Annotated in this window: 13 protein-coding genes; 6 read left to right on the forward strand and 7 right to left on the reverse strand. The window is 46.3% G+C overall.

The window, feature by feature from the left end; genetic code table 11:
• Nucleotides 1-163: 163 nt before the first annotated feature.
• The 3 genes from B7994_RS06850 to B7994_RS14385 all read left to right on the forward strand — a co-directional run bounded on the left by B7994_RS06850 (nt 164) and on the right by B7994_RS14385 (nt 3,660).
• Nucleotides 164-1,384, forward strand: coding sequence for an ATP-binding protein (locus B7994_RS06850; RefSeq protein WP_088637808.1), 1,221 nt, complete (start codon nt 164-166; stop codon nt 1,382-1,384).
• A 302-nt stretch (nt 1,385-1,686) separates the two neighbouring features.
• Nucleotides 1,687-2,544 carry an Rpn family recombination-promoting nuclease/putative transposase gene (locus tag B7994_RS06860; RefSeq protein WP_088637717.1) on the forward strand — a complete coding sequence of 286 codons (858 nt, stop codon included), beginning with the start codon at nt 1,687-1,689 and terminating at the stop codon, nt 2,542-2,544.
• Between the two features lie 585 nt (nt 2,545-3,129).
• On the forward strand, nt 3,130-3,660 hold the full coding sequence (locus B7994_RS14385; RefSeq protein WP_088637718.1) for a type IV pilin protein: 531 nt from the start codon (nt 3,130-3,132) through the stop codon (nt 3,658-3,660).
• Between the two features lie 64 nt (nt 3,661-3,724).
• Here B7994_RS14385 and B7994_RS06870 read toward each other — a convergent pair whose 3' ends face one another.
• The 4 genes from B7994_RS06870 to B7994_RS06885 form a co-directional block, all read right to left on the reverse strand.
• Complete coding sequence (locus B7994_RS06870) at nt 3,725-4,066, reverse strand: hypothetical protein (protein WP_144063784.1); 342 nt, start codon at nt 4,064-4,066, stop codon at nt 3,725-3,727.
• A gap of 142 nt (nt 4,067-4,208) precedes the next feature.
• On the reverse strand, nt 4,209-4,535 hold the full coding sequence (locus tag B7994_RS06875) for a hypothetical protein (RefSeq protein WP_158213100.1): 327 nt from the start codon (nt 4,533-4,535) through the stop codon (nt 4,209-4,211).
• Between the two features lie 57 nt (nt 4,536-4,592).
• The gene (locus tag B7994_RS06880) at nt 4,593-5,318 is read right to left on the reverse strand and encodes a nucleotidyl transferase AbiEii/AbiGii toxin family protein (protein ID WP_088637721.1); all 726 of its coding nucleotides are present in this window, start codon (nt 5,316-5,318) and stop codon (nt 4,593-4,595) included.
• A complete protein-coding gene (locus B7994_RS06885) occupies nt 5,305-5,910 on the reverse strand; it encodes a hypothetical protein (RefSeq protein WP_088637722.1) in 606 nt (201 codons plus the stop codon). Before B7994_RS06885 ends, B7994_RS06880 begins: the two co-directional genes overlap by 14 nt.
• A gap of 45 nt (nt 5,911-5,955) precedes the next feature.
• Between B7994_RS06885 and B7994_RS06890 the strand changes: the two genes are divergently transcribed.
• Nucleotides 5,956-6,351, forward strand: coding sequence for a hypothetical protein (locus B7994_RS06890; protein WP_088637723.1), 396 nt, complete (start codon nt 5,956-5,958; stop codon nt 6,349-6,351).
• Nucleotides 6,352-6,418: 67 nt separating this feature from the next.
• Here the strand turns inward: B7994_RS06890 and B7994_RS06895 are convergent, their stop codons facing one another.
• Complete coding sequence (locus B7994_RS06895) at nt 6,419-6,781, reverse strand: hypothetical protein (protein ID WP_088637724.1); 363 nt, start codon at nt 6,779-6,781, stop codon at nt 6,419-6,421.
• 38 nt (nt 6,782-6,819) lie between these two features.
• Between B7994_RS06895 and B7994_RS06900 the strand changes: the two genes are divergently transcribed.
• On the forward strand, nt 6,820-7,704 hold the full coding sequence (locus B7994_RS06900; protein WP_233143098.1) for a site-specific integrase: 885 nt from the start codon (nt 6,820-6,822) through the stop codon (nt 7,702-7,704).
• A 15-nt stretch (nt 7,705-7,719) separates the two neighbouring features.
• Here the strand turns inward: B7994_RS06900 and B7994_RS06905 are convergent, their stop codons facing one another.
• Both B7994_RS06905 and B7994_RS06910 read right to left on the reverse strand, forming a co-directional pair.
• Nucleotides 7,720-8,991, reverse strand: coding sequence for a hypothetical protein (locus B7994_RS06905; RefSeq protein ID WP_088637725.1), 1,272 nt, complete (start codon nt 8,989-8,991; stop codon nt 7,720-7,722).
• Nucleotides 8,991-10,718, reverse strand: a complete 1,728-nt coding sequence (locus B7994_RS06910; RefSeq protein WP_088637726.1) for a hypothetical protein — start codon at nt 10,716-10,718, stop codon at nt 8,991-8,993. The genes B7994_RS06905 and B7994_RS06910 overlap by 1 nt, the downstream gene beginning before the upstream one ends.
• A gap of 25 nt (nt 10,719-10,743) precedes the next feature.
• Here B7994_RS06910 and B7994_RS06915 point away from each other — a divergent pair, with 25 nt between their 5' ends.
• Entirely contained in the window at nt 10,744-11,817 is a 1,074-nt protein-coding gene (locus B7994_RS06915; RefSeq protein WP_088637727.1) for a glycosyltransferase family 2 protein, read from the forward strand.

The raw sequence follows: 11,817 nt of genomic DNA on the forward strand, positions 1-11,817 counted from the left end.
TCAAATGACAAAATCGCGATAGCAGGGCTTTTTTTTGCCAAAACACCCTATTTCTGCAATTTTTGTCAGAAGTATTGACTAATTTAATATTTAATATTATATTAGTCAACAAAACCAGGGCCGAGCAGGCTGTCGGATGGTCGAAAAGCAAAAAGAGGGCTGTATGGCATATTTTAAGCGCACGCTAGAAACCGCAATCAAGAGGATGAATGCTTCTTTCCCTGTGGTCATGGTGACGGGGCCGCGTCAGGTGGGCAAGACGACCGTTCTCCGTAATTGCGACCCTGATCGGCGGTATGTTTCGCTGGACAAACTCGAGCTGCGGGCCCTGGCACGGGAGAATCCTGACCTGTTCCTTCAGCGGTTTCCGCCCCCCGTTCTCATTGACGAGGTTCACCATGCCCCGCAGCTGTTGCCCTATATCAAGGCCTACGTAGATGAAAAACGCGAGAAGGGATTGTTCTGGCTGACAGGTTCGCAACAGTTCCGCTTGATGAGGGGCGTTTCGGAAAGTCTTGCAGGACGAGTGGGTGTTTTGCAATTGCAGGGGTTCTCCATTGACGAACTGCGCGGTGCTCCCGAAGTCGAGAAGTTTGTGCCGACCGCACAATGGGTTCAAAAGAAGTCTTCAAACAAGGCTGTGATGACTTACGAAGAGATTTTCGAACGGATATGGCGCGGAAGTTACCCGGCCCTGTACGAGAATCCCGAAATGGACTGGGAGGATTTCTACAGTTCCTACATCCAGACCTATATCGAAAGGGATATCCGCGAGTTGATTAACGCGGGCGAAGAAATCTCTTTTACGAAGTTCATCACGGCGGTAGCCTCCAGAACCGGACAGTTGCTGAATTATTCCGACATAGCGAAGGATATCGGGAAGAATGTGCCGACGGTGCAACGTTGGCTTTCTTTGCTGGTGGCTTCGGGATTAGTTTATCTGCTGTACCCCTACGCACAAAGTATTGGGAACCGGATGACGAAGATGCCCAAGGTGTATTTTCTTGATACGGGACTGGCCTGCTATTTGACGCGCTGGACCTCGCCCGCAGTATTGGAGGCTGGCGCCAAGAGCGGAGAAATGCTTGAAACCTTCGTTGTGTCGGAAGTGCTGAAAACGTACTGGCACAACGGACGGCAACCGAATGTCAGCTTTTATCGCGACAAGGAAAGGCGCGAAATAGACCTGATTGTGGAAGACGGCGGCATGCTGTACCCGGTAGAAATAAAGAAGACGTCTAACCCTACAAGGAACGATATCAAACACTTTGATATCCTGGAAAAGAATGGTGTGAATGTCGGCGAGGGCGCGGTAATTTGCCTGGCGCAGACGCACCTGCCCTTGACGGAAAAGGTCAACGTTTTTCCTTTAAGTTTCCTGTGATTTAGCCCTTTACATATCGCTGCTTGCTGCTCTTGCATCTTCTTTCGTTAATGCAAAAGTTTGCCAACAAAAAGCAATAGTTTGCCAAGTTGTTGCTTGATTTTGCCAACTGTTTTTTGAAGTATGGTGTGCGAACCGTCTCGTCCTTAATCGGTAAAATAGGCGCGGGAGCCCCGCGCCACCTTGTGTAAACAAAATTTTCACGCCCTGTTTGGCTCATTTTCGCTGCGAAACCGTTTATATAGGTAGATAGGGACATCTCTATCCGCCTTTGCGGGGGCGTTCCCGCCATAAACGAAAAAATGGAAAATAAGCGCATACCCTTTGAACAACTCCCCATCACGGACCGTTTCATGTTCGCCATGGTGTTCAGCCACAAGGAAATCGCCAAGCCCTTCCTCGAAGCTGTGCTTGGCATCAAGATTCACGAACTTAGGGATCCCGAACCCGAAAAGACAGTCGAGGTAAGCCCTTTCTACAAGGGAATCCGCTACGATGTCTTTGTGAAGGAAACGGGCCCCGGTGGCGAGACCCTCCGCAGTTTCGATATCGAAATGCAGATGGAAGATACCAAGGAAATCCCCAAGCGGACGCGCTATTACCAGGCGATGTGCGATAGCGAGTCGCTGAACAAGGGCGAGGTATACTACAACCTGAAGGAACTATACATCATGTTCCTGTGTCCCGAGGACATTTTCGGACAGGGAAAAGCCGTTTATAGGTTCAAGAATCTCGAGGTCGACAACCCGGAAATCGAACTGGGTGACCTCTGCTTCAAAAATTTTTATATATTCAATAAGTACCGCGACGTCGCCGAGAAATCGATCAGGGAGTATATGGAGTATTTCGCCACCAGGAAACCGAGTTCTCCAGAAACCAAGAAGATTGACAGGATGGTGAAGTGGTACCAGACGGACAACGAAACGAGGAAACGCTATATGACTTGGCAGCAGGAAATCGACATCGCCGTAGACCAGGAACGCCAGCGTGCAAATGATGCTGAAAGGCGTTATTTCGAGGCGAAGGATCGTGCTGACGAAATTCAGAAGCAGGCAGACGCGGCAGAAGCTCGTGCTGACGAAATTCAGAAGCAGGCTGACGCAGAAAAGGCTCGTGCCGACAAGTACGAAAAGATGCTCCGCGACCTCGGTAAACTGTAGGTATTCATATAAAGAAACAGTTGGTGGCGGCCGCTGAGCGGTCGCCGCGTTTCTTTAAAAAATTATTTTATCCATAATGCGCTATTCTAGTCTCAGAATGGCGGGACGAATTAGGTATAACGCGTCTAAGAAATGGGTCTTATCGAAATGAAAACCTCTTAATTTTAAGAGGTTTGTCGAAAATTTAAGAGGTTTTAAGCTTTTTTTAAGAGAAAATTGCCGAATTTACTTCAAAAACGGCATTTAGACCTCTTAAATTTCTTTTGCTTGCTCCAAATGACAAAACCATGACAAATGGGGCGTGATTTATTCCACATTGGAATATAAATTTTTGCCGAAAGTTCCCATTTCTGGAAAAAAAATCTATAATTGTAAGCATCCGAAACACCCCTAAAATGGCGATTTTGGTCGAAAAAAGCAATTTTTGCGTCTGCTCCAGGTTGTTATGACACAAAAATGACAAAAGTTTGACAAAACTATTGCTTTTCCGAAAAAAATTGTGTATATTAGGGAAGTAAACGAGTCGAACGCTCAATTCCGGGCCAGGACTCAAACAAGTGTGTCACAAACAACAAGGAGTACACTATGAAGAAACAAGGTTTTACCCTCATTGAATTGATGGTCGTGATCGTGATCATGGGCATCCTCGCCGCCGTCGCAGTTCCCAAGCTGTTCGGCATGATCGCCAAGTCCAAGGCCTCTGAAGTCGGCCCTGCCGCTGGAGAATACGTGAAGTTGCAGCAGGCTTATATCTCTGAAGCTGTTGCAGTTGGCAACTGGCAGATTATTGGCTACAAGGGACCTGGTGATAACACCAATGGTACAACAGCTGGAGGATCCAAATCGAGTACAACCAATTTTAGTTATGCCGATGCTGGTTCGTACACGAACAATACAGCGGCTTTAAATACAACTAAAGTTGTAGGCTTTGCGGCAGCCAATAAAGCTCAGCTGAATGATTGCGCAGCAAAAACTGGTGATGCATCTTCGTCTAACTTTAACTGGAAGGTTGAAGTTGAATCCGCCGGCAACGCAGCCTCTGGTGGCGATTCTAAATTCACCTCTACAACAAACTGTGCAGAACTCACACCGAGTTTCGCAACTATTGGCAAGTAAAAAATGTTCATATATGTAGAAAGAGCCTTCCAATGGAAGGCTCTTTTAATTAACTTCAGATAAACTAGCCGTTGCCGCCAGCCTGCTGACCACCCTGCTGACCGCTATTGCCACCAGTTGCTGCTGTACCACGGCTCAAGTCTTCGAAGCGAGGAGTGAGCGCCTTGCAGTCGTTGGAGGAAACAGATGCGGTCCAAGCTGCGCCATTGCCAGTGCTAGAGGGATCCAGTTGCAAAGACCATGCTCCCGATGCACAATTGTTCAACCCAGACTTTGCAGCCGCTTTCCATGCATCTGCGGTTTGTGCAATGTCACCCTTTGCGGTGATTGCGGTTGAATACGTGAAGTCGGTTGTTTCGTTACTTGCGTCACCGATTTCATAGCCAATGTCTGTGAACGTTCCCATCTGATCGCCAGATTCTGCAATGAAGGCGTCCTGCAACTTCACGTAGTATGAAGCACAAATGTTTTTTTTCGAACAACATAGAGCAAAAAAGAGAGTCTTCCTTTTACGGGAGACTCTCTTTTTTGCTGTTAAGCCAAAATTATTAGTTGTTGTCAGCGATTGTCTTGAAGGACGCGGTCAAAGGTGCGCAATCAGCAGCGTACGTTCCAATCTTTGCCGCGGCGCCGTCACCAATACCACCAGTGTAATCAACACCAGAACCAGAAGTCTGCTTGGTTGCATTCAACTGCCATTCCGAGTTGACATCGCAATCATTGAGAGCGACCTTAGCCTTGGCTTTCCACACGGGAGTCGTGGAGGTCGGAAGGGCCGTGGTTCCATTAGTCCATGAGGTGTTTGTCGCAATTTCCGTATAATCAAAATTGGTGGTCGTTGCCATTTCATAACCGATGGTTTTATAGTTGCCCAAAGCAGCAGTTTCCGTAATGAACGCATTCTGCAACTTCACGTAGGTTGTGGCAAAAACTTAGAGATTTTTTAGTTTGTCGCAAAGTGCGAGAATTGCCGGTCTTATTCTGAAAGATAGACCGGCCAATTCACTGGATTCCAACAACGGCACGAGTTCACCAAAGGATTCTTCCGTCAAGTTTTCTGCGCAAACTCTCAATTTGTCGACAAGTCCGTCCAAATCTTTGGCTGCGACTACATTCTTATACGAACGAGCCTTTTTCAGGCGCATGAGTAAAACGTCCATTCGCGGCACAGCCTTGAACAACGACTCGTACTGATAGACGTCGTACAAATCTCGCATCAGTTCTCGTTCGTTCCATGCTGCAATTTTGTGCGCAAACGAAACGCCAGGCTCCATTACGCGAACAATTCTAGCAGGACGACCATACGGAGTCGTGAGTAGCGACGAGGACATCGGGATAGACGGGCATTCCTTTTCAGCGTTGATTTCAATTTGCGCCCGCCGCCCGCCGTATTCTACGAGAATCCTCAAGGCCTTTGAATTCATGGTAGATTCAAAATGCAAACCGTCAACTCGGGATAAGGCGCCTTCCACAAGGGATTTCGCATCTTTCTTAGAATCGAAAGGGACGAAGATGTAGTCGACGTCATTCGTGTATCGCGGGCTATGCATCAGCCTGAGCGACATGCCACCCTTGAGAATGGCGGAGTTTCCGAAATTGTCGGCGAAAAAATCGACAATCCACGCCAGCAGGGCTTCTGTGCTTTCAATTTTTTCCATTTATCGTATTCCTTGCAAACGCTTTGAACTTTGGATTGGCAAAACTCTCTAGATAGGCGTCGATCTTTTCTTTGGATAGCACGGAATAATTGACATCCTGGAAGATGTTGAAATAAAATTTTTTCTTGTGCTGGTAAAAGTAGAGTGTGTCGAGCACGGCCTTTTCTGCATCGGCCATTCGCACGCCATTTTCAAGCAGTATTGTTCCAAAACAGAGTTTTGGGGAAATTCTCGCATAGGATAGATTAATCTCCCCGACGTATTCGCTCGCCCTTGAAGGAGTCGCGCAACTTACCAGAAAAGGGCTTTCTGTTCCAATGAGTTTGTGGTATGCAAGCGCGGAACCAAACGTGATGTAAGAATCTGTACGGACCTTAGCGGAAAGGACCTGCGGATCGAAATCGCGGGCGACATAAATTCCGCGACAATAGCGTTTCAGGAGACCGACCGCCTCGAACTGTCGGACGGCAATCCAAAGCGCCTGTTGGCTAGAAATATCGAAAAGAGAGCTTAGTTCAGAAAGGGAGAAAACCCCGCCCACCCTCGGAGCGAAATCCGCCAATTTCCCCGTATTTTCCACCGCATTTTTCATATTTACATATAATATAGCATTATTTATACTATATGTCAATATGTAATGCACAAGAAAACAAAAAAAACTACAACCTACGTGAAGTTGCAGGATGCGTTCGTGTCTGAATTAAATACCTCTCTCGGCCAGTTTGCTGTTATTGGCTACAAAATGCCTAACGGAAACGTCTTTGAATATACTGATAATGTCGCAAACACGGCAGATGGAACAAGTGCAATTTCTGCTCACGGGACAGCGACAAAGTCGTGGACCGCGAAGGCTATTGTCGCTCTCAACGACTGTGCCGTCAACTCCGAATGGGGCCTTTTCACTCAAAAAGCCACGGACGGAAACGGGCTTGAATGGTCTACCGGAATTAAGGAAGGTGCGGCAGTAACTAATAATGCTGCTGACCAAGACTGCGTTGTCCTTACGCCATCATTCAAAACTTTGGCAAAGTAAAAAGTTCAAAGGAATGCAAAAAAAAGAGGCTCCCTAAGGAGTCTCTTTTGCTATAGATCCATTTTCTTTACTTGATGGACTTGAAACTAGGAGTGAGAGTTTCGCAGTTGTCGTTAGCGACATTCGGCGTATACGTTGCTTCACCAGCAGCGGATCCAGCCGCAATCGTTATCGTCCAATTGTATGTCGCGCCATCGCCTGCGCAATCATTCAACTTAGCCTTATTAGCGGCCTTCCAACCTATACCACCTGTAGCAAGAACCACGGAACCAGCGAATTCACCGGTGTAAACAAAATTGGTGGATGCACTTGTTTCTGCCGTCGTCTTAGAACCGGCGGTCGTCACAGTGCCCGGGCCCTTATAACCAATGAGGAACCAGTTGCCAAGTTGGTCTCCGGATTCAGCAATATAAGCATTCTGCAACTTCACGTATTCTCCTGCTATGTTGGAACAAAATAATTCTAACTTTGCCCGCCGCTTTTAAAGGACAAAATAACAATCAAAAAAAGGATTACGATATGCTTTTTTGCGATGTCGCTATACAATATCTGGAGAAGGAAAAATACAATCTTGCGCCGCTTTCGGTGCGGACTTATTATTGGAATATCAAGAAAATAGCAGATTTTAGGCCGGAGTTGGATTGCGAAGACTTGACTCCTGCATTGGTCCAAGAATACAAGTTTCATTTGCAAAAATTGGGGAATAAACCCGCCACAATCAACAAGGCGCTTTCCGTATTTCGGATTTTTACGAACAAGATGGTTGCGGATGGCCTGATTGCAACAAACCCGTTTGACAAGGTGAAGATCGGTCGTGTTTATACGCGTCGGGGATTCCTGACCATGCGTGAGCTCAAGTCGCTCTACCTGAATTTTAATGATAAAAGGCAGTTCCTGACGGAAACTGAGCAGGATGTGGTTCGTGTATTTCTGTTCAGTTGTTTTACTGGACTCCGCTACAGCGACTTGAAGTCTCTTGATGCGGGAGAGATTTTTGACTGGAAAATTCGCAAGCAGATGCACAAGACCGGGGACCCGGTTTATGTGCCTATTCCGCCGCAGGCGAGATTACTTTTGCCGGAGAATATGCCGTCGGGTAAGGTTTTCCACGTTGTGGAAAACTCGCACTTTAACCGGACACTTCGCAGGGCGTCCAAAAAACTGGGGTATCTCAAGCATATCCATTGTCACCTTGCCCGTCATACCTTTGCGACGACGTGCATTTCGCTTGGCATACCATTGCCCGCAACAAGTAAGTTGCTCGGCCATAGGAATCTAGAAACGACGCTAATTTATGCGAAATATGTCGATACGTTCCTTGACAAAGAAATGAAAAAGTTCAACAAACTGTGATCGGTGCTTTGCAGGTCAGTTCAGCACGATGAACGGAACCCACCGCTTGTAGAATTTCTCCTGGAACCCAACAGGGGATAAAATCGGGTTATGGTCGCCCTGGATTATGAATCGTGTTTCAGGGTGCCGGCGAGCCAAATCGGCAATCATGATGAAATCGTTATGCAGTTTGGAACTGTATACGGAGTCAATTGCATCTGCGTTGCTGTAGTATATGTCCGGGAATTCCGACATTGGGAATTTAGTGTCTGCTGTGGTCCAGGCAATAAAATGTTTTTGTGTTGTGTCGGCTAGAATACTATCGATTCTCGCGATTATCTCGGTATCGCGAAGCTGTTTACCTTTGCTTGTAGTTTTCCCGTAAATAACCTCGCCAAAACCGATATTCCTGATGTACTTGTATCGGTAATGTTCTAGACTGTCGCCACCAAAGAGGAAAGTTGTCTGGAATCCGGTATCGGCAAAAACTTTTGGCAAGAAAGTTGTATCACGATGCAATGTAACGGAATCGCGGGTGCAGGTTTGCATAAGGTCCTCTCGCTCGGCGGTGCGTGTGCGGCTGTACATGCGATTATGTGTACCGACTGCGGTTGTGATGCCATTGAATAAACTTATTTGTTTTTCAAAACGCTTCATATCGAGTGGCAAACCCCAACTTTCTACAAGGATTATCACGTTGTTGCGGGTCGAGTCAACATAATCCCGTGTAATGGTGACAGAGTCTGTGACGATGTATTTTGCCTTGTAGTCTTCGGCGATGTGTTTCCTCTGTACGGGCTTGGGAGCAATTCGTTCAAGGTAATCTATGGTCGGGAATTGGGCCAAGGGTTGAGCCGCGTAACGGTTGTTTGCTTCCAGGTGTAACATCAGTGCAACGAATAAAATAAAGCAAATTGTATTGAATTTGAATGGTTTGATTTTCCAAACTATAGCGATGGCAATGCCACATGTGGCAAAAGGTAAAATGCCATACCAACCAGTAGGCCACCCCTTTATGGCGAGTTGGTTTTGTAAGTCAATCCAAGCGATAGAGAATAGGCTGATAGTGAACGAAGCAAGAATGAAAATGAAAAAAAAGAATCGGAGAAGTCGTCCCTTTGTCATCCCCGCGAAGGCGGGGATCTCCTTTAACATGTAGTTCTTTACGAATACGATAAGCAACAGCAGTGCAAAATATTCATACCCAAACAATCCGCGGACAATGTCTTGCCCCTTCTCGAATGTGAGCAAGAACGGCACAATAGTAATCAGTGCACTTGCGATTAGCGGATACAGGAGGCGTTTCATTATTCCGCCTCCTTTGTTGCGGAATCGGTCGGCTGTACAAGGCGATATTTTAGGAATGTCATCTCGCCTATTTCTCTCAAGGTGTCCACGGCAACGCTGTCGTAATAGTGCCGTTGCAAAAAGTCTACCAAGTGAGGCTCGTTCAGTACAATTACGTTGTCGTGAACAACATCTTTGATGGGGTTTGCTACCCCAAAATCGTTCAATGCATTCGTGACCTCGGGCAGGTACGGAGTCCAATAGCCGAAAGAAACCGTGCGACGGTATTGCCCGATTGGTTCCGCCAAGTAAGGCGGGTTGCGATGATGACTAAACCGCATAAAGGCGTTCATGCTGAGCAGGAACATCTTGTCGGGCTGGCTATCGATGTAATCGAAAACTTGCATGTAATCGGTGGTGTCTTCGATGGCGAGGGTACGCATTGCGCCGCTACTTGGGTCGCGGACCATTTCGCCTGAGGTCGCGTAGATAAAAATGTTGGCAGCAGCAATAATGGCAAGGATAGAATAGACCAATTTGTGAGGAACGTTCAAGGTGAACTTGCCAAAAAGAGGTATGGCGAGTACCGCCGCATAAAGCCAGAAACCGCTTTCTACGCGGTAAACGAGGCGCCCCATAGCGAGTAGGTATGCCACAAGTGCCAATACCGTAGCCAATGACAACCACAGGTACATGTATCTTTTGCGGTTGGTCGCGTAAATCAGTAGGCACAAAATAAACCAAGTCCAAAATAAGGGCGAACGCAGGGAATGCGCCAACGCATTTAGCAGATCTCGGGGTATCAATTCTTTGGGGTTGTTCGTTCGGTATGGGGGGATGAGGTCGGAGTATTGCTTGATGCTGTCAACGGAAAATACTTCGGTATCGTACATGATCCAGTTTGATAGCATGTGCATGTCTTTTCCGGAAAGCCCCAGTTCTTCGGCATCTTCATACACTGCATTCTGGTTGTAATTCCCGTTATCGCCAAATGTTACGCGCGGTCCTTGGAATTTAACGAAGTCGGCATATTCGGGGGCCTGGTATATTTTCTGGTCCCAGCTGTGCATGGCGAATGCACCCGCGAACAAGATTGCTAGCCCTGCAATAACCCGCCACTTGACTTTCCAACAGTCCTTGAAAATGAACAGCATCCCGAGGCAGAAGAACGGCATCCCCATCAAAAAGGCCTGCCACCGCATCACGGAGCCCCACAGCATCAGCAAAACACCCAATGCAAAAGGGACTGTTTTTTTGATGTCATTGCGAGCCCCGTCAGGGGCGCGGCAATCGCAATTCCGCTTGTACTCAACTACCCCATACGCGAACAGCAGCATCCCCGCTGCACTCAGTATCGAGGCGCACTGCGTAAACTGCACCACCAAATAAAAGTCACTCGCGAACAGAGCCGTAAACAGCGCGGCCAGAATCGCTCCCCACCGCTCGCCACAACGCTGCAGCAAAACGTAGCCGATGACCGTGAATGACAGGAAAACGGAGAGCATCTCGCCTATGTAGTACCACCCGATTTCCGGGAAAAGGTGGTAAAGAGGCAATAAGGCGTAACCGTAGATGGCGTTTACGAAGATCAGGTGCGGGTTGTAGTCGGTGCCCAATGCACCGGAGAGCCTAGCTGCCATAAAGTAGTCGTCAATCGCCCCGAACTTGAGGTCACCAAAAACAAGGCATAATGCCAAGAAGAACAGGTTGATAGCTACGGAATAGGTTATGGCGCGCTTGAAGGACATGTTGAAAATATATATTTAAAATAAGATGTGTATCACAAAAGTTCCTTTAATCTCATTCGTTGTTCCCGTCTATAATGCAGAAAGGACTTTGCACGACTGTGTCCGCAGTCTAATAAAACAGACATTTGGCAATATAGAGATAATCTTGGTTAATAATTGCTCTACAGATGAGAGCCTCGGTAAATGTAATGAACTGGCGAAGGAAGATGAACGTGTGAAAGTAGTTGACATCGCTGAAAAAGGCGTGTCTGCAGCTCGCAATAGGGGAATCGAACTTGCGACTGGCGAATATATTGCTTTCGTTGATGCGGATGATTGGGTCGATTCGAACGTCTGTGAATTATTTGCCGACTTAAATGCCAAGTATGATTATGATCTTTTTTGCTATTCGGCGCAATATCATAAAAAAAGCAAAACAACCACTACCTATTTATTTGGTAAAGACATAGAATTGCTTTCTCAAAATCAAAAGGAAGAACTTCAAATAAAGGTCTTTGCTCCCCAGGCTCCGATTTTTAGTTATAAAACGAATACACGTTTTGTTGGTAGCGCATGGGGAAAATTTTATAAACGCGAAATACTGCTAAAAAATAATCTTCGCTTTGCGACAGAAACGATTATCAGCGAAGACGTCCTGTTCAATACGTTGTCTTTAGATAATTTCCAGAGAATTGGCTATACAAAGCGGTGTTTTTATAATTATGAACAAAGTAGTGACTCTGCGCAAAATAGATATCGCCCTAATAGCGACAAGTATTTCATGTTTGTGATTGAAAAAATACAGGAGTGGTTGCAAAATACGGGAAAAGACCAACGCTTTGTTGATGCCGCAAATTGTTTGTTCGTGCACTATTTATTTGGAATACTGAAAGAAGACCTGTTTCATAAGAACAATAGAATGTTTTTTGTTACGAAAGTATCTCTATTAAAGATAATTCTGAATGAAAATTGGTGTACAAAAATACTACAACGTACAAAGAAGGCGTATTTCACCTTATTAGAAATTTTTTTAGTAAATTTGCTCTTAAATAAAAAGTATTGGACTGTGTCAATTTTTTTAACATGCTACTGTAAATTACAGGCTTTCGTCAAGAGGTAA

Source organism: Fibrobacter sp. UWR2 (genome assembly GCF_002210285.1).
Classification (GTDB): domain Bacteria; phylum Fibrobacterota; class Fibrobacteria; order Fibrobacterales; family Fibrobacteraceae; genus Fibrobacter.

Bases quoted from the DNA above. Each gene is read 5' to 3' on its own strand.
- B7994_RS06850 (WP_088637808.1), top strand. From the start codon at position 164: ATGGCATATTTTAAGCGCACGCTAGAAACCGCAATCAAGAGGATGAAT.
- B7994_RS06860 (WP_088637717.1), top strand. From the start codon at position 1,687: ATGGAAAATAAGCGCATACCCTTTGAACAACTCCCCATCACGGACCGT.
- B7994_RS14385 (WP_088637718.1), top strand. From the start codon at position 3,130: ATGAAGAAACAAGGTTTTACCCTCATTGAATTGATGGTCGTGATCGTG.
- B7994_RS06870 (WP_144063784.1), bottom strand. From the start codon at position 4,066: ATGGGAACGTTCACAGACATTGGCTATGAAATCGGTGACGCAAGTAAC.
- B7994_RS06880 (WP_088637721.1), bottom strand. From the start codon at position 5,318: ATGGAAAAAATTGAAAGCACAGAAGCCCTGCTGGCGTGGATTGTCGAT.
- B7994_RS06885 (WP_088637722.1), bottom strand. From the start codon at position 5,910: ATGAAAAATGCGGTGGAAAATACGGGGAAATTGGCGGATTTCGCTCCG.
- B7994_RS06890 (WP_088637723.1), top strand. From the start codon at position 5,956: ATGCACAAGAAAACAAAAAAAACTACAACCTACGTGAAGTTGCAGGAT.
- B7994_RS06905 (WP_088637725.1), bottom strand. From the start codon at position 8,991: ATGAAACGCCTCCTGTATCCGCTAATCGCAAGTGCACTGATTACTATT.
- B7994_RS06910 (WP_088637726.1), bottom strand. From the start codon at position 10,718: ATGTCCTTCAAGCGCGCCATAACCTATTCCGTAGCTATCAACCTGTTC.
- B7994_RS06915 (WP_088637727.1), top strand. From the start codon at position 10,744: ATGTGTATCACAAAAGTTCCTTTAATCTCATTCGTTGTTCCCGTCTAT.